Consider the following 19,352-nt stretch of genomic DNA (forward strand, 5'->3'; position numbering starts at 1 on the left):
GTCCGCCGCACCATGTCAAGCGAGCGCTTGGTTATGTCGTGACGCGGCCCGCCGCCTCGGGGCCGCCGGGACGCGTGAGGTTGGATGGGGGAGATGAGCGACTCACCGTACGCCGACCTCGCCCGGCCGCCGCTCCACGTCGGCGCGCTGCGCCGGGCGCTCGTCCGGCCCGGCGCGCTGTGGACCGACCTGCGCGTCGTCCCCGAGACGGGCTCCACCAACGCGGACCTGACCGCCGCCGCCCGCGACGGGGCCCCCGAGGGCGCCGTCCTCGCCACCGAATCGCAGACGGCGGGCCGCGGCCGTCTCGGCCGCCCCTGGACCGCCCCGCCCCGCTCGGGCCTGGCGTTCTCCGTGCTGGTCCGCCCGGCCGTGCCGATCACGCGGCTGAGCTGGCTGCCGCTGCTGACCGGCGTCGCCGTCGTCGCGGCCGTCCGCCGCCTCACCGCGTTCGACGCCGAGGGCGAGCGGTTCTTCGCGGGCGGCGACGCCGCCGTGGAGGCCCGGCTGAAGTGGCCCAACGACGTGCTCGTCGGCGACCGCAAGCTCGCGGGCATCCTCGTGGAGAAGGTCGGGGACGCGCTGATCGCGGGCGTCGGCCTGAACGTCGGCCTGCGCGCCGAGGAACTGCCGGTCCCGACCGCGACATCGCTGGCCGTCGAGGGCGCGCCGCGCGCCGACCGGAGCACGCTGCTGCGCGGCATCCTGCGCGAGTTCGAGAACCGGTACCGCGCCTGGACGCGCTGCGACGGCGATCCCGAGGAATCCGGCCTGCGCGCCGACTACAAGGAGATCTGCGCCACTCTCGGCCGGACCGTGCGCGTCGAACTGCCCGGCGACCGGACGCTCGTCGGCACGGCGGGCGACATCGACGCGGCGGGCTGCCTGGTCGTCCGGGGTCCGGACGGCGACGAGAGCGTCAGCGCCGGCGACGTGGTCCACGTGCGACCCGCTGAGGGCTGATCTGTCACGATATGTCGCGCAAGGCAACGGGCGGAGGGGGCAAGAGATGTCACCGGAGTTGCCGGATCCCCGACAGATCGAAGAACTGCTGCTCGGCGGCGAGCTGGAGTACACCCGCAAGGACGCCGTGCGGCTGTCCGGCGTCAGCCGCGCCTTCTCCGGCCGCGTCTGGCGCGCGTTCGGCTACCCCTCCATGCCGGACGACGCCGTGGCGTACACGCGCGGCGACGTCGCGGCGCTCGGCCGCATCCACAAGCTGATCGAGGAGGGCGTCCTCGACGAGGACAGCGCGATCCGGCTCGTCCGCGCGTTCGGGCAGACGATGGCGCGGCTCGCCGAATGGCAGGTCAACCTGCTGTCGGCGATGATCGCCGACCGGCCCGACGACGCCCCGACCGCCGAGTCCGTCGACCGCATCATGCGGATCGCCGACGAGTACATCGAGGACTTCGAGCCCCTGGTCGTCCACGCCTGGCGCCGCCAGCTCGCCGCCGCGGGCACCCGCGGCATCGCGGTCGCCGCCGCCGGGGCGGGCGAGCGCCAGCCGGGCGGCCCGCTGCGCCCGCACGCCGCCGTGGGCTTCGCGGACATGGTGTCGTTCACGCAGATGAGCCGCGAGGTCGACGAGATCGAACTCGCCCGCGTCGTGGAGTGGTTCGAGGAGACCGCGTCCGACATCATCGCCGCCTGCGGCGGGCGGCTGGTCAAGACGCTGGGCGACGAGGTCCTGTTCAGCGCCGAGTCGCCGCGCACCGGCGCGGAGATCGCGCTGACCATCGCCGCCGAGATCAAGGACGAGACCGAGATCCCCGACGTGCGCGTCGGCGTCGCCTACGGGCCGGTGCTCGCGCTGATGGGCGACGTGTTCGGCACCACCGTCAACCTCGCCGCCCGGCTGACCTCGCTGGCCCGGCCGGGCGCCGTGGTCGTCGACGAGGAGCTGGCCGCGCGGCTCGCGGACGAACCGGGACTGCGCGTCACCCGGATCGTCCGCCGCCCCGTCCGCGGCCTCGGCATCGTCCAGCCGTACGTGCTGCGCCGCGCGCTGCCCCCCGAGGAGGGACCCGTCAGTTGACCTTCGGGGAGTCCTCGCCGGGCGCCTCGGTGAGGCGGAGCAGGTAGTTCTGCTCGCCGAGCTGCTCGACCAGGAACAGCTCGGTCTCCAGGTAGTCGATGTGCTCCTCCTCGTCGCGGAGGATGTCCTCGAAGATGTTCGCCGAGGTGATGTCCCCGCGCGAGCGCATCAGCTCGACGCCCGGCTTGAGCCGCGCGACGGCCTCCAGCTCCACCTCCAGGTCGGCCTTGAGCTGCTCCACGACCGTCTGGCCGATGCGCAGCGTGCCGAGCTTCTGGTAGTTCGGCAGCCCCTCCAGGAAGAGGATGCGGTTGGTGAGCCGCTCCGCGTGCCGCATCTCCTCGAACGACTCGTCGCGCGTGTGCTTGGCCAGCCGCCCGTAACCCCAGTTCTCCTGCATCTTGGAGTGCAGGAAGTACTGGTTGATCGCGGTCAGCTCCGCGGTGAGCTGCTCGTTGAGCAGCGCGATGATGTCCCTGTCGCCTTCCATACCGCGTCATGTTTCCATGTCGGGGGTGGTTTTGGACAGCACAAGAGCCCGCCTGGCGCGTGTCGTCCCCGTCACGGGGGCGCGCGGCGGGTTCGCCGGGGGAGGGGGTTCAGGCCGCCGTCACCGACTCCCTCCCGGCGTCCGCGAACACCGTCAGCGGGGCGCCGTCGGGCGCGCGGTGCTCGCGCCCGGCCGTCTCGGGGCTGTCGCCCGTCCCGTCGCGGTACTCGCTGATCAGGCCGTACAGGCGGCGGGTACACGAGCCGCAGCCCGGCTTCATCCCGCACGCCGCCTTGACCTCGCGCGCCGACGTACACGCGCCGCCGGCCATGCAGCCTCGAACATCCTCTTCTGTCACCGCGTGGCAGATGCAGACGTACATGGGATGGATGACCTTTCAGCGGCTGCGCGGCGTCCGCGCGGGTCGGGAGGGGTCTTAGGGCCCCCTCATTAAGGTTAGGCTCCCCTAAGATAACCGAAGGATGTCCCGGTTGGCCAGTGACCTGCGGTTCGTTGTGATCTAACCCTCGGGCGCGGGAGCCGTCCCCCCGGCGGCCGGGACCGCGCCCGGTCCGGGCGGCCATCGTCCGCGACACGCCGGAATCGGCTTCCTTCGGGCGGCTTGGCGGGGAGTCGCCCGGCATCGGACCACCCCGCGGGCGACGGAAATGACCGCTGTGGGCCCCGCGTCCGTCCGGCGAACCGGGGTAATAAATAGCCCTATCCATGCATTCTGTGGAATTTATGTGTGTTCGTGGAAGTACTACGAGTGGCAAACCGCAGGTCAAGAGCGCGGATCACGCCAGGAAACGTTCATGAATGGCCATACGATCGGTTCATGACCTCAGTACTGCTCGCCGAGGACGACACGTCCATCTCCGAGCCTCTCGCCCGTGCGCTGCGGCGCGAGGGGTACACCGTCGAAGTCAGCCCGGACGGGCCGCAGGCCCTGGAGCGGGCGCTCGGGGGCGGCGTGGATCTCATCGTCCTCGACCTCGGGCTGCCCGAGCTGGACGGGCTGGAAGTGGCGCGGCGGGTCCGTGCCGAGGGGCACGGCGTGCCCATCCTGATCCTGACCGCCAGGGCGGACGAGGTCGACACCGTCGTCGGCCTGGACGCCGGCGCCGACGACTACGTCACCAAGCCGTTCCGGCTCGCCGAACTGCTCGCCCGCGTCCGCGCGCTGCTGCGCCGCGGCAGCACCGAGACTCCGATCGTCCAGGGGGTGCGGATCGACGCCGAGTCGCGCCGGGCCTGGATGGGCGACCAGGAGCTCCAGCTCACCACCAAGGAGTTCGACCTGCTCCGGGTGCTCGTCCGCGACGCGGGAAAGGTCGTCACCCGCGAGCAGATCATGCGCGAGGTGTGGGACACCAATTGGTGGGGTTCCACCAAGACCCTCGACATGCACATTTCCTGGCTGCGCCGCAAACTCGGCGACGACGCCGGCAGCCCCCGCTACATCACGACCGTGCGGGGCGTCGGCTTCCGGTTCGAGCGCGGGGACTAGCCGCTCCGTTCCTCCAGGTCCGGCGGCCGGGCCGGCCGTCCCGAGCGGCCCACGGCCCGGTCGCGCGGTCCCGGCACCGATCCGAAGGAGCCCTCGATGAGGCGCCGACTGCTGCTGTCGACGCTCGCGGTGGTGATCGTCGCGATCCTGCTGCTCGGCATACCCCTCGCCTACACCACGCACAGGCTCATCTACGAGGAAGCCCACCAGTCGCTCGGCCGGGAGGCCGCGTCGATCCTGGGCGGGGTCGCTCTGAACCTGGAATCGCGGGAAGGGCTCGACGAGCGCAAGATCGCGGACGCCTATCCGAACCGATACATCGTCATCAGACTGGCGGACGGGAAGACCGTGACGGCAGGCCGCAAGTACGCGCCCGGCAGAGCACTCACCGCGGAGGGCGCGACCGCCGTCGCGCGGGTCAGCATCCAGCAGCCCGTCGAGGACGTGCGGAACAAGGCGCTGCGCCAACTGCTGCTGATCGGCAGCCTCGCCGCGCTCGGCATCGCCGTCACGGTCGGGCTGGCGATGTTCCAGGCGCGCAAGCTGACGCTGCCGCTCGTCGACCTCGCCGAGACCGCCGACCGGCTCGGCAGCGGGAACGCCCGGCCGCGGCGGCGGCGCTACGGCATTCCCGAGGTCGACCGGGTCGCGGAGGTGCTCGACCGCAGCGCGGTGCGCATCGCGGACCTGCTCGCCGCGAGCCGCGAGTTCGCCTCGGACGCCAGCCACCAGCTCCGCACGCCGCTCACCGCGCTGTCGATGCGGCTGGAGGAGATGATCGACGCCGCCGAGTACCCCGACGTCGTCCGCGAGGAGGGCGCGGCGGCCGTCGCGCAGGCCGAGCGGCTCGTCGCCGTCGTCGAGCAGCTCCTGGCCCGCGCCCGGCACGACCGCACCGGCGACGCCGTCGCCGCCCCGATCGACCGGATCATCACCCAGCAGGTCGAGGAGTGGCGGCCGATCTTCCGCCGCGACGGACGGGACCTGCGGATCACCGGCGACGACGGGCTCGTGGGCCTCACCAGCCCCGAGGGGCTGTCGCAGATCATCGCGACGCTGCTGGACAACTCGCTGGTCCACGGGGCCGGGACGGTCACGATCAACACCCGGCGCGGGGCGTGCTCGGTGGTGGTCGAGGTCGGCGACGAGGGGCCGGGCATCCCGCCGGAGCTGGAGCCGCGCGTCTTCGAGCGCAGCGTGAGCAGCGGGAAGGGCACCGGGCTCGGCCTGTACCTGGCCCGGTCGCTGGCGATCGTGGACGGGGGGCGGCTGGAGCTGATCAGCTCGCGGCCCGCCGTGTTCGGCGTGTTCCTGCGGCCCGCCGCGGACGCGCTGCTCGCCGTGGAACGCGTCGTCAGCGGGCCCGCCTGACCGGGAACGGTCCGAGGGGCGGGGCGCGGTCAGGTGATGCTGGTGAACTCCGCCTGGCCCTGCGGGCGGGGCGGCTCCAGCGCGCCGGACGAGGCGGTCGCCGCGGCGCCGTCGGCCGCCGCCGCGCCGGCGTCCGGGCCGTCGGCCGTCGGCAGGAACACCCAGCGCTTGTACGACCAGTAGCGGAACAGCGTCGCCGCCGCCGTCCCGATGACGAGGGACACGTTGTAGGCGACGGGCCCGCGCATCTCCAGGCCGAACTTCACCGCGCCCTGGAACAGCCACGTGATCACCAGGCCGACGCCGTTCAGCGCGAAGAACAGCACGTACTCGCGGCCGAGGCCGCTCTGGTCGCGGTGGCGGAACGTCCAGTACCGGTTGGCGACGTACGCGAACGTCGCCGCGATGACGGTGGCGATCCCGGTGGAGGTCAGCTCCCCGACGTGCAGCCCGACGTGCAGCCCGTTCCCGATCCCCAGCGTGATCAGGAACGAGATCGCGCCGATGCTGCCGAACTTCGCCAGTTCGTACACGATGTGAGCGAAACGCCGGTACAGATGCGCGAGCAGGCTCACGAAGCGAAACCGTCCTTCCGGCCCCCCGGCCGTGGTGGAGTCCCCCGGTGATGCGAAGGCGCCCGTAAGTCAGGGCACATTGAGGATAGACGCCCCAGAGCGCCGTCACGGCGGAACACCGGATGTACCGCCGTGGGCATCTCCGTCCGGCATGCCCCGTTACGTTCGGTGTACGCGCGCCCGGGCGCTTCTTTGGGCCGATCGGGCGGATAACCTTGCTGACCGTGACAGAAGCAGCGCACGTCCCGGTCGTGGGCATGGTCGGCGGCGGCCAGCTCGCCCGGATGACGCAGCAGGCGGCCATCGCGCTCGGCGTCCCGCTGCGCGTCCTCGCCGCGAACCCCGACGACTCCGCCGCCAAGGCGGTGTCCGACGTCCGGCTCGGCGACGACCGCGCCCTGCCCGACCTGCTCGGCTTCGCCAAGGGCTGCGACGTGGTCACCTTCGACCACGAGCACGTGCCCGGCGCGCACATCGAGGCCGTCGAGGCGTCCGGCGTCCCGTGCCGGCCCGGCCCGGCCGCGCTGCTCCACGCGCAGGACAAGGGCGTCATGCGGGAACGGCTGGCGGCGCTCGGCGCGCCCTGCCCGGCGTTCGCCCGCGTCCCCGCCGACGACCCGGCCGGGTTCCTCGCCGGGTTCGCGCGCGAGCACGGGCTGCCGGTCGTCCTCAAGGCCGCGCGCGGCGGCTACGACGGCAAGGGCGTCTGGGTCACCGACGACCTCGGGCTCGCGGCGCGGCTCCAGGCCGAGGGCGTGGACCTGCTCGTCGAGGAGAAGGTGCCGTTCCGCCGGGAGCTGGCCGCGCTCGTCGCGCGCTCCCCGTACGGGCAGGGCGCCGCGTACCCGATCGTGGAGACCGTCCAGGAGGACGGCATCTGCGTCGAGGTCATCGCGCCCGCCCCGGACCTGGCCGAGGACCGCGCCGCCGAGGCGCAGCGCCTCGCCCTCGACCTCGCCGAACGCCTCGGCGTCACCGGGCTGCTCGCCGTCGAGCTGTTCGAGACCGAGGACGGGCTGCTGGTCAACGAGCTGGCGATGCGCCCGCACAACTCGGGGCACTGGACGATCGACGGGGCCCGGACGTCGCAGTTCGAGCAGCACCTGCGCGCCGTCCTGGACCTGCCGCTCGGCTCCACCGAGCCGACCGCCCCGTGGACGGTGATGGCGAACGTCCTCGGCGGCGACGACCCCGACGTCTTCCCGCGCTACTTCCACGTGATGGCGCACGACCCGAACGTCAAGGTCCACATCTACGGCAAGGAGTCCCGGCCCGGCCGCAAGATCGGGCACGTGACCGCGACCGGCGCCGACCTCGCCGACGCGCGGGAGCGCGCCCGGCACGCCGCCGACTTCCTGCGCTGGGGCCCCGCCATGAAGGAGAGGCAGCGATGAGCCCGATCGTCGGCGTGGTGATGGGCAGCGACTCCGACTGGCCGGTCATGAAGGCCGCCGCGGACGCGCTGGCCGAGTTCGACGTGCCGTTCGAGGCCGACGTCGTCTCCGCGCACCGGATGCCCCACGACATGATCGCCTACGGCGAGCGGGCCGCCGGGCGCGGGCTGCGCGTGATCATCGCGGGCGCGGGCGGAGCCGCCCACCTGCCGGGGATGCTCGCCTCGGTGACGCCGCTCCCGGTGATCGGCGTGCCGGTGCCGCTGAAGTACCTGGACGGCATGGACTCGCTGCTGTCGATCGTCCAGATGCCCGCGGGCGTCCCGGTCGCGACGGTCGCGGTCGGCGCGGCGCGCAACGCGGGGCTGCTGGCCGTCCGCATCCTCGCCGCCGCCGATCCCGCGCTGCAGGAGCGCATGCGGGAGTTCCAGCGGGACCTGCACGCGCAGGCCACCGCCAAGGGCGAGAAGCTGCGCGCGTCCCTCTGACCCGGTGAACGCCGCGCGCCCCGGTGCGGGCGGGCACGGGCGGGCGGGCGGTGCGCGCGTCAGCGGGGCGCGCGGTGCGGATGTCAGCGGGGCGCGCGGCGGTTGCGCTCCACGGCCGGGCAGCGGTTCATCACGACGTCGAGCCCCGCGTCCCGCGCGCGCCGGGCCGCGTCCTCGTCGATGACGTCGAGCGGCAGCCAGACGGCCTTCGCGCCCGCCGCGACGGCCTCGTCGATGACGCCGCCCGCGAACTCCGACCGCCGGTAGACGCCGACGACGTCGATCGGCACGGGAACGTCGGCCAGCGACGCGTACGCCGTCTCGCCGAGGACGTCCTTCCGGTCGGGATGCACCGGGATGATCCGCGCGCCCGCGCGCTGCGCGAGCCGGGCCTGCCGGTACACCTCCCGCAGCGGGTTGTCGCTCAGCCCGACGAAGGCCCACGTCCTCGCCCCGAGCAGCTTGTCGATGACCGCTTCATCCGCGAATTCGCTCATGTCGGGTGCAACCGCGGTCGGCCGTCCCGTCTTCCTCGCCCGGGACGGCCGCCGAAAACCGTCAGGGGCGGCCGAGCGCGCGGTAGATCCAGCCCGCCGCGCGCCACGTCTCCGGGTCGAGGGCGTTGCGGCCGTCCACGATGTTGCGCTCCGCGACGACGGACGCCAGCGCCGCCGGGTCCATCTCGCGGAACTCCTTCCACTCGGTGAGCAGCAGGACGGCGTGCGCGTCGCGGGCGGCGTCGAGCGCGGAGTCGCCGAACTCCAGCGTCGGCTGGGCGCGGCGCGCGTTCTCCATCGCGCGCGGGTCGTAGACGGTGACCTTGGCGCCCTGCGCGCGGATCGACGCGGCCACGTCGAGCGCGGGGGAGTCGCGGACGTCGTCGGAGTTGGGTTTGAACGCCGCGCCGAGGACGCCGACCGTCCGGCCGATGAACGAGCCGCCGAGCAGGTGCCGGGCGAGGTCCACCATGCGGATGCGGCGGCGGATGTTGATCTCGTCGACCTCGCGCAGGAACGTGAGCGCCTGGTCGACGCCGAGCTCGCCCGCGCGGGCCATGAACGCGCGGATGTCCTTCGGCAGGCAGCCGCCGCCGAAGCCGAGGCCCGGGCCGAGGAACTTCCCGCCGATGCGGTCGTCGTGCGACAGGGCCTCCGACAGCTTGGTGACGTCGGCGTGCGCGGCCTCGCAGACCTCCGCCATCGCGTTGATGAACGAGATCTTGGTGGCCAGGAACGCGTTCGCCGAGACCTTGACCAGCTCGGACGTCGCGTAGTCGGTCGTGATGAACGGCGTCCCGGCGGCCAGCGGGTTCGCGTACACGACGCGCAGCGCCTCCTCGGCGCGCGCGGCGGCGGCCGGGTCGCCCGGGAGGCCCACGACGATGCGGTCCGGGCGCTGGGTGTCCTGCACGGCGTAGCCCTCGCGCAGGAACTCGGGGTTCCACGCCAGCAGCGCGTCCTCGCCGACCGGGGCGAGCTTGGCGACGCGGTCCGCGAGGCGCGCGGCCGTCCCGACCGGCACCGTGGACTTGCCGACGATCACCGCGGGGCGCCGCAGCAGCGGGGCGAGGGCGCTCACCGCGTCCTCGACGTAGGTGAGGTCCGCGGCGTACTCGCCGGTGCGCTGCGGCGTGCCGACGCACAGGAAGTGGACGTCGCCGAACTCGGCGACCTCCGCGAACGACGTCGTGAACCGCAGCCGCCCGCTCTCCAGCCCGCGCCGCAGCACCGGCTCCAGGCCGGGCTCGTAGAACGGCAGGTCGCCCGCCGACAGCCGGGCGACCTTGCCCCCGTCCACGTCGAGCCCGAGCACCTCGAAACCGAGGTCGGCCATGCACGCGGCGTGCGTGGCACCGAGGTAACCGGTCCCGATCACCGTCAGGCGGAGCGCCAAGGCGACTTCCTCTCTCGTTGCGGTGTCCCCGCGCGCGGGGACGGCCGGACCTGCGATGTCCGGCCGAAGATACTGCCGGGTAGCATTCCCGGTATGAGTCCCGACTTTCCTGCCTACGCCCCGTCGGAGGAGCACGAACTCCTTCGGCGGACGGTGCGCGAGCTCGCCGACGCCAAGATCGCCCCGTTCGCCGCGGCGGTGGACGAGGAGTCCCGCTTCCCCCAGGAAGCGCTGGACGCGCTGGTGCAGAACGAGCTGCACGCCGTTCACGTCCCGGAGCAGTACGGCGGCGCCGGGGCCGACGCGCTGGCCACCGTGATCGTGATCGAGGAGGTCGCGCGCGCGTGCGGGTCCTCGTCGCTGATCCCGGCGGTCAACAAGCTCGGCACCGTTCCGGTGCTGCTGTCCGGATCGGACGAGCTGAAGAAAAAGTATCTGACTCCGGTGGCGCGCGGCGAGGCCATGTTCTCCTACGCGCTGTCCGAGGCCGAGGCGGGGTCGGACGCGGGCGGCATGAAGACGCGCGCCGTCCGCGACGGCGACCACTGGGTGCTCAACGGCGCCAAGATGTGGATCACCAACGCGGGAGTGTCGGAGTACTACACGGTCATGGCCGTGACCGACCCGGAGAAGGGCGCGCGCGGCATCTCGGCGTTCGTCGTCGAGAAGTCCGACGAGGGCGTGTCGTTCGGGCCGAAGGAGAAGAAGCTCGGCATCAAGGGCTCCCCGACGCGGCAGGTGATCCTGGAGGACGTCCGCATCCCGGCCGACCGGATCATCGGCGCGGAGGGCACCGGCTTCAAGACCGCGCTGGCCACCCTCGACCACACGCGCATCACGATCGCCGCGCAGGCGCTCGGCATCGCGCAGGGCGCGCTGGACTACGCGATCGGGTACGTCAAGGAGCGCAAGCAGTTCGGCAAGGCCATCGGCGAGTTCCAGGGCGTCCAGTTCATGCTGGCCGACATGGCGATGCGGCTGGAGGGCGCGCGGCAGCTCACCTACCACGCGGCGATCAAGTCCGAGCGCGCGATGCACGGTGAGAAGATCCCGGACCTGACGTTCGTGTCGTCGGCGTGCAAGGCGCTGGCCTCCGACGTCGCGATGGACGTCACCACCGACGCGGTGCAGCTCCTCGGCGGCTACGGCTACACGCGCGACTTCCCGGTCGAGCGGATGATGCGCGACGCCAAGATCACGCAGATCTACGAGGGCACGAACCAGATCCAGCGGATGGTCATCGCCCGCCAGCTTCTGAAGTAGGACGACGCGTTCCGCCGCGCCCCCGCCCGGCCGGGCGGGGGCGCGGACGTGTTCTCGGCGGCCGTCAGCGGCAGAGCTTCTTCGTCGCGGTCGCGGCGTCCACGTCGTCGTCCCCGCCGGGCGACGCGGTCGGCGTCGGGGACGCGAGCTTCACCTTCTTGGCGCCGTCCCAGTCCTCGCCGACGAGCACCTGCACGCGCGACCCGAGCGACGCGACCTCCTTGGTCTTCGCCCCGGGGATCGCCGCCGCGAGCGTCTTGGCGGAGTCCGCCCGGCCCGGCCCGTACTGGATCAGCGTCCTGGCCAGGCCGCGCCGCGCCACGCCCGGCACCACCGTCGCCGCGAACCCGACGTCGCGCAGGTCGCCCGCCGCGCGCGCCGCGAGCCGGGGCGTGCCGACGGCGTTCAGCACCCGGACGGTGATGTCGCCCGGCCGGACCGTCGGCAGGTCCTCCTTCGGCGCGGTCGCGGTCGGGCTCGCGGACGGCGACGCGGGGGCCTTCACCAGCGGCCGGTCCTCGCGGACGCGGCCGAACAGCTCGTCGGCGCGGCGCTCGTCCCACAGCACCGTGGACTGCGGCGTCGGGGCGTTCCACAGCACGACGTTGTAGTCGTCGTTGGACAGCGGGACCTTGGCGAACGTGACGCTGTCCGTCGACAGGCCCTTCATCTGGTCCGCGAGCTTGGGCAGGTTCTTGGCGAGCTTGTCGTCCACGCGCAGCGACTTGAGCACCGCGTTCAGGAACTTCGCCGACTTCACCGGGTCGCTGAGCGTCTTGGTGGACAGCGCCTGCTTCATCATCTGCGCCATGAACTGCTGCTGGCGGTCGATGCGGCCGAGGTCGCTGCCGCCGGTCAGCGTGTACCGGGCGCGGGCGTAGCCGAGGGCCTTCAGCCCGTCGAGGTGCGAGGTGCCCGCGGGGAGCCGCAGGCCGCTCTTGGCGTCGTCGATCGCCTGCTCGGTGCAGATGTCGACGCCGCCGAGCGCGTCCACCATGTTCACGAAGCCGTAGAAGTTGACCTCGACGTAGTGGTCGATCGGGACGCCCGTCGCCTGCTTGATCGTCTTGACCGTGAGGTCCGGCCCGCCGAACTGGTACGCCCACGTCAGCTTCCCGCGCCGCGCCGGGACGGGCTGCCCCTTCGCTCCCTCGGTGCCGTTGGAGCGGTGCGCGGGGATCATCACGTTGGAGTCGCGGGGGAGGTTCACCACCGACACGCGGTCGTGGTCGCGCGACAGGTGGACGAGCATCATCGTGTCGGAGCGCTCGCCCGCCTCGTGCCCCAGCGCCGCCGCCTTCTGCTGCGCCTTCGTCAGTCCCTCGCGGCGGTCGACGCCCGCCACCAGGATCGTCATCGCGCCCTTCGGGCCGGCGCCCGGGCCGAGGCCGCCGACCGACACGCGGTCGATCGCGCCCGTCACGTAGCTCTGGAACGCCCACGCGCCGCCCGACGTCAGCAGCACGAACGCCGACATCACGCCCGTGGCCGTCAGGAACCGCCGCTGCCGGCGCGCCGCGAGCGCCGCGCGCGGGCTCAGCGTCGGGCCGGGGCGGCGCGGGCCGCGCGGGGTCTCCACCGACACGCGCGGCGCCGGCGCGCCGTCGATCGTCACGCCCTCGCCGGGCGCGTCGCCGCCCGCGGGCGTGCCGCCGGGACGCGGCCGGAAGTAGCGCTCCAGCGGGTCGCCGCCCCGCCCGGCGCCGTCTCCCGCGTCGTGCCCGTCTGCCATGCGCCCGCCGCCTCCCCAAGATCACCGGCCGTCGTGGATCGCGGCCGCCCACCACTCTAAAGTGGGGAAGACCGGACCGTTCGGTACTCGGGGTCCGTGTCCCCGGCCATCCGGTAACGTTGCGCCGTCTTGACCGGCGTCCGGCGTCGCGCCGACCGCGTCGCAGGCAGCGAGCCAAGAGAGGAACGGGGCGGTCGACGCCCCACGAGTATGAATCCGTCTCCCCACGCGCAGAGCGCCCACCCCGACCGGGAACCGGGCGCGGGTCCGGCAGCAGGCGACCGCACCTGGCCCGCCGTGTCGGTGGTCATGCCCGTCCTCAACGAGGAGCGGCACCTCACCGACGCCGTGCGGCGCATCCTGGACCAGGACTATCCCGGCGAGCTCGAACTGGTGCTGGCCGTCGGCCCGTCCCGCGACCGCACCGAGGAGATCGCGGCGCGGCTCGCCACCGAGGACCCCCGGCTCGTCGTCGTCCCGAACCCCACCGGGCGGACGCCGCAGGGCCTCAACATCGCCATCAAGGCGTCCCAGTACTCGATCATCGTCCGGGTGGACGGGCACTCGCTGCTGCCCGGCGACTACGTCCGCGCCGCCGTCGAGACGATGGAGGAGACCGGGGCAGACAACGTCGGCGGGATCATGGCCGCCGAGGGCACGACCCCGTTCGAGAAGGCCGTCGCGCGCGCGATGACGTCCCGGCTCGGCGTCGGGAACGCCCGCTTCCACACCGGCGGCGAACCCGGCGAGGTCGAGACCGTGTACCTCGGCACGTTCCGGCGCAGCGCGCTGGAGCGCGTCGGGTACTACGACGAGACGTTCGTCCGCGCGCAGGACTGGGAGATGAACCACCGCATCCGGCAGACCGGCGGGCGGATCTTCTTCACGCCGCGGATGCGGGTCACCTACCGGCCGCGCCCGAACCTGCGCGCGCTGGCCCGGCAGTACTTCCACACCGGCCGGTGGCGGCGCGTCGTCGGCCGCGAGCACCAGGGCACGCTGAACCCGCGCTACCTCGCGCCGCCCGCCGCCGTCGTGGCGATGGTCGCGGGCGCGGTGGCGGGCGCGTTCGGGTTCTGGCCGGGCTGGGTCCTGCCCGGCGGCTACGCCTGCGCGATCATCGCGGGCGCCGCCGTCGAGGGCCGCGGCCTGCCGGTGTCGGCGTGGGTGCGGCTGCCGCTCGTCCTGGCGACGATGCACGTCTCCTGGGGCGTGGGGTTCCTGACGAGCCCGCCCCGCCTCGGGCAGCCGACGCCCGCCAAGGGATGACCCGCGGACGGCCGCCCGCTCCGGGCGGCCGTCCGAACCTCGGGACCGGGACTGGCGTCTGACCCCGCGAGGGGCGGATCATGGCGATCGTCCCTTTCGAGGAGGTCGTCCATGCCCAACGGAGCCCGGCACGCGCTCGGGGCGCTCGTGGGAATCGCCGCCACCGGCGTCGCCTTCGGTCTGCTGCTGTTCGCGTCGGACCGCGCGATGCGCATCTACCGCTACTGGGTGATGGGCGGCGACGACAAGGCCTCGGTGATCCTGCCGCTGCTCGCCGTCGGCGTGCTGCTCGGGCTCGCGGCGGGCTCGCGGCTGTCGCCGCTCGCGTCGCTGATCCCCGGCGTGGTCTACACGCTCATCGGCCTGTTCGCCGTGCTGTCGCCGCAGAACGCGACGAAGTTCGGCCACGACGTGCTCGGTTCGGGGCGGATTCAGAACGCGTACCTGACGGTCACCTCGACGGGCCTGCTGCTGGTCGTCGGCGCGCTCCTGATCGTCGCGTCGCTCCCGCCCTCGCGCTGGCGCGCCCTGCCGCGGCTCCGGCCCGGCGTGCCGCCCGGCGCGCGGCCGCCGGTCGCGCCCGGCGGGTACTACGGGGAGCCGCAGCCGGGCGTGCCGAACCCGTACGGACCTCCCGCGCCCCGGCCCGGCCCGGCGGACGCGCCGCAGCCGTACGCCCCGTTCGGCGGCCCGCCGCCCGCGCCGCAGCTCCCGCCGCCGTCGCGGCCGGACGCGCCCGAGCCGTACGGCCCGCCGCCCGGCGCCGCGCCGAACCCGCCTGGTGCGCGCCGCGACGCGCCGGACCCGTACGGCCCGCCGAATCCGCCCGCCGCCCGGCCCGACACGCCGAAGCCGGCGGACGACGATGACGACGAGCCCGGCGAGTGGACCCGCATGTACGGGGGCGGCCGCTGACGGGAGGGCGGTCCGCGGGGGCCGCCGCGCCCGGGGTCAGGCCAGCGCGGTGAGGACGCCCGGGATCTCGTTGACGACCATCGCGTCCACGCCCGCCTCGGCGTAGCGCGCCGCGTCGGCCGCCTTCGGGCACCAGACCATGAAGTCGAGTCCGGCCTTGTGCGCCACGTCGACGTTGTGCTCCAGGGACCGCAGCCGCGTGTCCGGGTGCTCGAACCCGCACGACGCGGTGTGCAGCGCGACGGCCTGCAACCCGAGCCCGGCGGCGGCCGACACGCCGTGCCACATCGGGAACCGCAGCCAGGTCAGCAGCCCGGCGGGCACCTCCGGCACCTCGTCGCGCAGGTACACCAGCAGCGACGGGTCGAACGACGTCACCACGAGCGGCCGCCGCTTGGCCTCCCGCCGCAGCAGCGGGGCGAGCAGCGCGCCGGTGCGCCGGGACGGGGCGTCCACGGCGTCCTCCAGGACCGTCTTGATGTCCAGGTCCAGCGCGATGTCGGTGGGCAGCTCGGCGAAGACCTCCTCCAGCCGGGGCAGCCCGGACGCCGCCGCGTCCCGTTCGACGATGAAGCCGCCGTCCGGCGTCGTCGGGTCGTGGCGCAGGACGAGCGTGTCGTCGGACGTGCGGGTCACGTCGATCTCGACCCACGACAGGCCCGCCTCGGCCGCCGCCAGCAGCGACGGCAGGGTGTTCTCGGCGACCGTGCCGCCGCCGGCGACCGGGACGTCGCCCGACCCCGAGCCGCGGTGGCCGATGACGGTGGGCGTCTGCTGGAAGATCACACTGTCTCCGTCTCTGTGGCGAGGTGTTCGGCGACGACGATGTCCAGGGGATGCGTCACCTTGAGGTTGCGCTCGGCCCCCGCGACGACCCGGATCGGCACGTCCGGCAGGTATCGGTGGACCACGCCGCAGTCGTCGGTGGCGACCAGCTCGGGATCGGCGAGCGCCCGCTCGTAGGCGGCGCGGATCACGCCGAGCCGGAACCCCTGCGGCGTCTGGAACCGGACGAGCGTGTGCCGGGCGGGCATCGCGGCGACCACGCCGTCCGCGACCTCCACGATCGTGTCGGGCGTCGGGACGCCCACCGCGACCGCGTCGGCGTCGTCCAGCGCGGCCAGCACCCGGTCGATGACGGCCGCGTCCACGAACGGGCGCGCGGCGTCGTGGAACAGCACCCGCGCGTCGTCCGGCTCGCCGTCGAGCGCCGCGAGGGCGGCGGCGGTGGACGCGGTGCGCGTGTCGCCGCCCGCGACGATCCCGGCGACCTTCCCGTACGGCGCGGTGAGCGCGGCGGCGGCGCGGACGTGCCCGGCCGCCATCACCACGACGACCGCGTCGATCCCCGGGTGCGCGTCGAACGCCTCGACGGCGAGCGCGAGGATCGGCCGCCCGCCGACCTCGATGAGCTGCTTGGGGCGGCCGGCGCCCATCCGCTGCCCGACACCGCCCGCCAGGACCACGGCGACCGTTCGCATCGACCCTCCTCGATACCCCCGGTTCGCGCGACCGAACCGCTACGCTCTGCAATCGTCCACCGAGCCCGACCAGCGAAACCGCCGAGCGGAGGCGCCGATGACCGTCGCCGTGATCATCGCGACCGCGCGGAGCCGGTACGGTCCCGGCCCGGCCGCGGCCTTACCGGGCGGCGGCGCGACGCTGCTCGCGGGGCTCGTCGAGAGGCTCGCCGCCCTCAACGTACCGGACCCCCGCGTCGTGACCCGGCCGGAGTTCGCGCCCGCGCTGCGCGCCGCCGGGCACCGCGTCACCGAGTGCGCCGACGAGCGCGCCGACCTGCGGGAGATCGCGCGGCTGGCGCGGGCGGCGGACGGCGGCGTCGCGGTGCTGCCGGGCGATCTCGCGGCGGGCGGGCCCGTCCTCGAACGGCTGCTGGACGGTCCGGCGGCGTCGGCGGTGACGGCGCCGCTCCCGGCGGAGTCCGGCGCGGTCCCGGTCCGCACGGCGGGCGGGCGCGTCGTGGCGGCGGGGTCGATGACGCACCGCGTGACGCTGCCCGACGCCGCGTTCGTCGGCGCGCTGTACGTCCCGCCGGACCGGGTCGGCGCGCTCGCCGCCGCGGCGGACCGCCTCGCGGGGCTGCTGGACGACGGCGCGCTGCCCGCGCAGGACGTCGTGCCGCTGCTGCTCGTGGCGCTCGTCCGGGCCGGGGAGCCCGTCGCGGCGCGCCCCGCCGGGCCCGCGCCGTGCCTGCGGCCGGGCACCGGGGAGGACGCGCGGGCGGCGCTGCGCGACCTGGCGGCCCGCGACGAGGACGCCGACCGCCTCGCCGCCGCGGTCAAGTCCCCGGACGGGCCGGTCGCGACCCTCGGCGCCGGCTACGGCCCTCTGATCACGGCGTGGGCGGCCCGCCGCGGCCTCACCCCGAACACGGTCACCTCGATCTCCTTCGGCGCGGCCGCGCTCGCCGCGTTCTGGTTCGCCGACGGCACGCGGTCCGGTTCGGCCATCGGCGCGGTGCTGCTGTTCGCGTCGTTCGTTCTGGACTGCGTGGACGGCCAGCTCGCCCGGTACACGCGCGCGGCCACGCCGCTCGGCGCGTGGCTGGACGCCGTCTGCGACCGGCTCAAGGAGTTCACCGTCTACGCGGGCCTCGCCGCGGGCGCGGTCGCGGCCGACCCGCGCGACGGCTCGGCCTGGCGGCTGGCGGCGGCGGCGCTGGGGCTGCTGGCCGTCCGGCAAGCGATCGGCTTCTCCTACGCGGCGCGTGCCGACCCGCCGCGCGTGCTCTCGCTCGTGGAGCCGACCGACGTCAGCCCGTACCGCGCCGGGCCGTCGCCGCTGCGGCGCGCGCTGTCGCTGGAGCTCGGGGAGCGCTTCCTGCTGATCTCGGTCGTGACCGCGCTGGCCGGGCCTTGGTGGACGCTCGTCGCGCTGCTGTCCTGGGGCGGCGCGGCCGTGTGCGCCTCGCTCGCCGGGCGGGTCGCCCGGTCCGCCGCGCGGCCCGCGGCCGCCGGGCCGCTGGAACGGACGGTCGCGCCGTGACCGCCGTCCTCGGGACCACCGGTGGGGCGGCCGGGCCCGGGTCGCCGCTGCGGCTCCAGCGCGACGACGGCGCGGTCTGCCGCGTGCTCGGCGGGCTCGCGCGCGGCCAGCTCCCGCCGCTGCCGGGCGCGCTCGTCGCGCTCGCCGTCACGGCGGTGCTGCTCGCCACCGGAGTGGGGGAGCAGCACGGCGGCGCGCTGTTCGCGCCCGCCGTCGTCCTGCTGCTCACCGGGCCCGCCGCCGAGCACGCCCACGATGGGCGGTTCGACTGGCTCGTCCCGCCCATCGTCCGCTCGATCGAGTATGGTTACCTCGCTGTCCTGGGGTTCGCACAGGGCGTTCCGGCGCCGTTCACCTACGTGCTGCTCGCCGTGCTCGCGTTCCACCACCACGACGTGGTGTACCGCGCCCGTCAGGGACTCCGGCCGCCCGCGTGGGTCTCCCGCGCCGGGCTCGGCGGGGAGGGCCGGATGCTCGTCGCGGCCTTCGCGGGCCTCCTTGGGCTCCTTCCGTTCGCGTACGCTTCCCTCGCCGTCTACCTTGGCGTGGTGTTCGGCGGCGAGAGCGTCCGGACCTGGGCGCGGACACCCTGCGGCAGCGGCGTGACGGTCGACCTGGAGGAAGAGGAAGCATGATCGGGATGGTGCTGGCGGCGGGAGCGGGCCGGAGACTGCGGCCCTACACCGACACGCTGCCGAAGGCCCTGGTGCCGGTCGACGGCGAGACGACCATCCTGGACATCGCGCTGGGGAACCTGTCCTCGGTCGGCCTGACCGAGATCGTCATCGTCGTCGGCTACTGCGCGGGCGCGGTCGAGGAGCGCAAGGCGGCGCTGGAGGAGAAGTACGGCGTCTCCATCACGCTCGTCCACAACGACAAGGCCGAGGAGTGGAACAACGCCTACTCCATGTGGCTCGCCCGGGAGCACTTCGCCAGGGGCGTCCTCATGGTGAACGGCGACACCGTCCACCCGGTGAGCGTCGAGCGGACGCTGCTGGACAACCGCGGCCCCGACATCCTGCTCGCCGTCGACAACGTGAAGCGGCTCGCGGACGAGGAGATGAAGGTCATCCTCGACGACGCCGGGCGCCTGCGCCGCATCACCAAGCTGATGGACCCCGCCGACGCGGCCGGGGAGTACATCGGCGCGACGCTCATCGAGCCCGCCGCCGCCGACGCCCTCGCGGACGCCCTCAAGGCGACCTGGGAGGCCGACCCCGACCAGTACTACGAGGACGGGTACCAGGTGTACGTGGACCGCGGCGCGACCATCGCCGTCGCCCCGATCGGCGACGTCGCGTGGGTCGAGGTCGACAACCACGACGACCTGGAGAAGGCCCGCACGATCGCCAAGACCTACTGACCGGCCGGCCGGGGCGCCCCCGCGTCCCGGCGGGACACGGCGCGC

The 19,352-nt window shown here is 73.9% G+C and carries 20 protein-coding genes; 12 read left to right on the forward strand and 8 right to left on the reverse strand.

Features of this window, described 5'->3' with window-relative positions; translation table 11 throughout:
* Nucleotides 1–93 precede the first annotated feature (93 nt).
* Complete coding sequence (locus tag G339_RS0100365) at nt 94–963, forward strand: biotin--[acetyl-CoA-carboxylase] ligase (RefSeq protein WP_019629091.1); 870 nt, start codon at nt 94–96, stop codon at nt 961–963.
* Between the two features lie 46 nt (nt 964–1,009).
* The gene (locus G339_RS0100370; protein ID WP_019629092.1) at nt 1,010–2,038 is read left to right on the forward strand and encodes an adenylate/guanylate cyclase domain-containing protein; all 1,029 of its coding nucleotides are present in this window, start codon (nt 1,010–1,012) and stop codon (nt 2,036–2,038) included.
* On the opposite strand, the gene bfr is transcribed toward G339_RS0100370, so the two are convergent.
* Both bfr and G339_RS37315 read right to left on the reverse strand, forming a co-directional pair.
* Nucleotides 2,031–2,528, reverse strand: a complete 498-nt coding sequence (gene bfr, locus G339_RS0100375; protein WP_019629093.1) for a bacterioferritin — start codon at nt 2,526–2,528, stop codon at nt 2,031–2,033. The genes G339_RS0100370 and bfr overlap by 8 nt on opposite strands.
* A gap of 109 nt (nt 2,529–2,637) precedes the next feature.
* The gene (locus tag G339_RS37315; RefSeq protein WP_084693058.1) at nt 2,638–2,910 is read right to left on the reverse strand and encodes a (2Fe-2S)-binding protein; all 273 of its coding nucleotides are present in this window, start codon (nt 2,908–2,910) and stop codon (nt 2,638–2,640) included.
* 456 nt (nt 2,911–3,366) lie between these two features.
* On the opposite strand from G339_RS37315, the gene G339_RS0100385 reads away from it, so the two are divergent.
* A complete protein-coding gene (locus tag G339_RS0100385) occupies nt 3,367–4,038 on the forward strand; it encodes a response regulator transcription factor (protein WP_019629095.1) in 672 nt (223 codons plus the stop codon).
* 96 nt (nt 4,039–4,134) lie between these two features.
* Nucleotides 4,135–5,409 carry an ATP-binding protein gene (locus G339_RS0100390; protein WP_019629096.1) on the forward strand — a complete coding sequence of 425 codons (1,275 nt, stop codon included), beginning with the start codon at nt 4,135–4,137 and terminating at the stop codon, nt 5,407–5,409.
* Nucleotides 5,410–5,438: 29 nt separating this feature from the next.
* On the opposite strand, the gene G339_RS0100395 is transcribed toward G339_RS0100390, so the two are convergent.
* A complete protein-coding gene (locus G339_RS0100395; RefSeq protein WP_019629097.1) occupies nt 5,439–5,984 on the reverse strand; it encodes a GtrA family protein in 546 nt (181 codons plus the stop codon).
* Nucleotides 5,985–6,208: 224 nt separating this feature from the next.
* Here G339_RS0100395 and G339_RS0100400 point away from each other — a divergent pair, with 224 nt between their 5' ends.
* The gene (locus G339_RS0100400) at nt 6,209–7,378 is read left to right on the forward strand and encodes a 5-(carboxyamino)imidazole ribonucleotide synthase (protein ID WP_026341008.1); all 1,170 of its coding nucleotides are present in this window, start codon (nt 6,209–6,211) and stop codon (nt 7,376–7,378) included.
* The gene (gene purE, locus G339_RS0100405; protein ID WP_019629099.1) at nt 7,375–7,866 is read left to right on the forward strand and encodes a 5-(carboxyamino)imidazole ribonucleotide mutase; all 492 of its coding nucleotides are present in this window, start codon (nt 7,375–7,377) and stop codon (nt 7,864–7,866) included. Before G339_RS0100400 ends, purE begins: the two co-directional genes overlap by 4 nt.
* Before the next feature lie 83 nt (nt 7,867–7,949).
* Here purE and G339_RS0100410 read toward each other — a convergent pair whose 3' ends face one another.
* Both G339_RS0100410 and G339_RS0100415 read right to left on the reverse strand, forming a co-directional pair.
* Entirely contained in the window at nt 7,950–8,363 is a 414-nt protein-coding gene (locus G339_RS0100410) for a CoA-binding protein (protein WP_019629100.1), read from the reverse strand.
* 61 nt (nt 8,364–8,424) lie between these two features.
* A complete protein-coding gene (locus G339_RS0100415) occupies nt 8,425–9,699 on the reverse strand; it encodes a UDP-glucose dehydrogenase family protein (RefSeq protein WP_240489738.1) in 1,275 nt (424 codons plus the stop codon).
* A gap of 153 nt (nt 9,700–9,852) precedes the next feature.
* Here G339_RS0100415 and G339_RS0100420 point away from each other — a divergent pair, with 153 nt between their 5' ends.
* Nucleotides 9,853–11,022: an acyl-CoA dehydrogenase gene (locus tag G339_RS0100420; RefSeq protein WP_026341009.1), complete on the forward strand. Its 1,170-nt coding sequence runs from the start codon at nt 9,853–9,855 to the stop codon at nt 11,020–11,022.
* A 64-nt stretch (nt 11,023–11,086) separates the two neighbouring features.
* Here G339_RS0100420 and G339_RS0100425 read toward each other — a convergent pair whose 3' ends face one another.
* A complete protein-coding gene (locus G339_RS0100425) occupies nt 11,087–12,754 on the reverse strand; it encodes an LCP family protein (RefSeq protein ID WP_019629103.1) in 1,668 nt (555 codons plus the stop codon).
* A 210-nt stretch (nt 12,755–12,964) separates the two neighbouring features.
* Between G339_RS0100425 and G339_RS0100430 the strand changes: the two genes are divergently transcribed.
* The gene (locus tag G339_RS0100430) at nt 12,965–14,023 is read left to right on the forward strand and encodes a glycosyltransferase family 2 protein (RefSeq protein ID WP_026341010.1); all 1,059 of its coding nucleotides are present in this window, start codon (nt 12,965–12,967) and stop codon (nt 14,021–14,023) included.
* A gap of 111 nt (nt 14,024–14,134) precedes the next feature.
* Nucleotides 14,135–14,938 (forward strand): hypothetical protein, encoded by an 804-nt coding sequence (locus G339_RS40750; protein WP_026341011.1) that lies wholly within the window; start codon nt 14,135–14,137, stop codon nt 14,936–14,938.
* Between the two features lie 36 nt (nt 14,939–14,974).
* On the opposite strand, the gene G339_RS0100440 is transcribed toward G339_RS40750, so the two are convergent.
* Complete coding sequence (locus G339_RS0100440; protein WP_019629105.1) at nt 14,975–15,724, reverse strand: glycerophosphodiester phosphodiesterase; 750 nt, start codon at nt 15,722–15,724, stop codon at nt 14,975–14,977.
* Complete coding sequence (ispD, locus tag G339_RS0100445) at nt 15,721–16,419, reverse strand: 2-C-methyl-D-erythritol 4-phosphate cytidylyltransferase (RefSeq protein WP_019629106.1); 699 nt, start codon at nt 16,417–16,419, stop codon at nt 15,721–15,723. Before ispD ends, G339_RS0100440 begins: the two co-directional genes overlap by 4 nt.
* Before the next feature lie 97 nt (nt 16,420–16,516).
* Between ispD and G339_RS40755 the strand changes: the two genes are divergently transcribed.
* Genes G339_RS40755 through G339_RS0100460 form a run of 3 tightly spaced genes read left to right on the forward strand, consistent with a single transcriptional unit; the run spans nt 16,517 to nt 19,307 of the window.
* Nucleotides 16,517–17,944 carry a CDP-alcohol phosphatidyltransferase family protein gene (locus G339_RS40755; protein WP_019629107.1) on the forward strand — a complete coding sequence of 476 codons (1,428 nt, stop codon included), beginning with the start codon at nt 16,517–16,519 and terminating at the stop codon, nt 17,942–17,944.
* The gene (locus G339_RS40760; RefSeq protein ID WP_157407221.1) at nt 17,941–18,579 is read left to right on the forward strand and encodes a DUF5941 domain-containing protein; all 639 of its coding nucleotides are present in this window, start codon (nt 17,941–17,943) and stop codon (nt 18,577–18,579) included. Before G339_RS40755 ends, G339_RS40760 begins: the two co-directional genes overlap by 4 nt.
* On the forward strand, nt 18,576–19,307 hold the full coding sequence (locus tag G339_RS0100460) for a phosphocholine cytidylyltransferase family protein (protein WP_019629109.1): 732 nt from the start codon (nt 18,576–18,578) through the stop codon (nt 19,305–19,307). The genes G339_RS40760 and G339_RS0100460 overlap by 4 nt, the downstream gene beginning before the upstream one ends.
* Nucleotides 19,308–19,352: the final 45 nt, after the last annotated feature.

The organism is Actinomadura atramentaria DSM 43919, assembly GCF_000381885.1.
In the GTDB taxonomy this organism is placed as follows: Bacteria; Actinomycetota; Actinomycetes; order Streptosporangiales; family Streptosporangiaceae; genus Spirillospora; species Spirillospora atramentaria.

What these genes read in the sequence shown, in the direction of transcription:
- G339_RS0100365 (WP_019629091.1), top strand. Translation starts at nt 94, where the DNA reads ATGAGCGACTCACCGTACGCCGACCTCGCCCGGCCGCCGCTCCACGTC.
- G339_RS0100370 (WP_019629092.1), top strand. Translation starts at nt 1,010, where the DNA reads ATGTCACCGGAGTTGCCGGATCCCCGACAGATCGAAGAACTGCTGCTC.
- bfr (WP_019629093.1), bottom strand. Translation starts at nt 2,528, where the DNA reads ATGGAAGGCGACAGGGACATCATCGCGCTGCTCAACGAGCAGCTCACC.
- G339_RS37315 (WP_084693058.1), bottom strand. Translation starts at nt 2,910, where the DNA reads ATGTACGTCTGCATCTGCCACGCGGTGACAGAAGAGGATGTTCGAGGC.
- G339_RS0100385 (WP_019629095.1), top strand. Translation starts at nt 3,367, where the DNA reads ATGACCTCAGTACTGCTCGCCGAGGACGACACGTCCATCTCCGAGCCT.
- G339_RS0100390 (WP_019629096.1), top strand. Translation starts at nt 4,135, where the DNA reads ATGAGGCGCCGACTGCTGCTGTCGACGCTCGCGGTGGTGATCGTCGCG.
- purE (WP_019629099.1), top strand. Translation starts at nt 7,375, where the DNA reads ATGAGCCCGATCGTCGGCGTGGTGATGGGCAGCGACTCCGACTGGCCG.
- G339_RS0100410 (WP_019629100.1), bottom strand. Translation starts at nt 8,363, where the DNA reads ATGAGCGAATTCGCGGATGAAGCGGTCATCGACAAGCTGCTCGGGGCG.
- G339_RS0100415 (WP_240489738.1), bottom strand. Translation starts at nt 9,699, where the DNA reads ATGGCCGACCTCGGTTTCGAGGTGCTCGGGCTCGACGTGGACGGGGGC.
- G339_RS0100420 (WP_026341009.1), top strand. Translation starts at nt 9,853, where the DNA reads ATGAGTCCCGACTTTCCTGCCTACGCCCCGTCGGAGGAGCACGAACTC.
- G339_RS0100425 (WP_019629103.1), bottom strand. Translation starts at nt 12,754, where the DNA reads ATGGCAGACGGGCACGACGCGGGAGACGGCGCCGGGCGGGGCGGCGAC.
- G339_RS0100430 (WP_026341010.1), top strand. Translation starts at nt 12,965, where the DNA reads ATGAATCCGTCTCCCCACGCGCAGAGCGCCCACCCCGACCGGGAACCG.
- G339_RS40750 (WP_026341011.1), top strand. Translation starts at nt 14,135, where the DNA reads ATGCCCAACGGAGCCCGGCACGCGCTCGGGGCGCTCGTGGGAATCGCC.
- ispD (WP_019629106.1), bottom strand. Translation starts at nt 16,419, where the DNA reads ATGCGAACGGTCGCCGTGGTCCTGGCGGGCGGTGTCGGGCAGCGGATG.
- G339_RS40755 (WP_019629107.1), top strand. Translation starts at nt 16,517, where the DNA reads ATGACCGTCGCCGTGATCATCGCGACCGCGCGGAGCCGGTACGGTCCC.
- G339_RS0100460 (WP_019629109.1), top strand. Translation starts at nt 18,576, where the DNA reads ATGATCGGGATGGTGCTGGCGGCGGGAGCGGGCCGGAGACTGCGGCCC.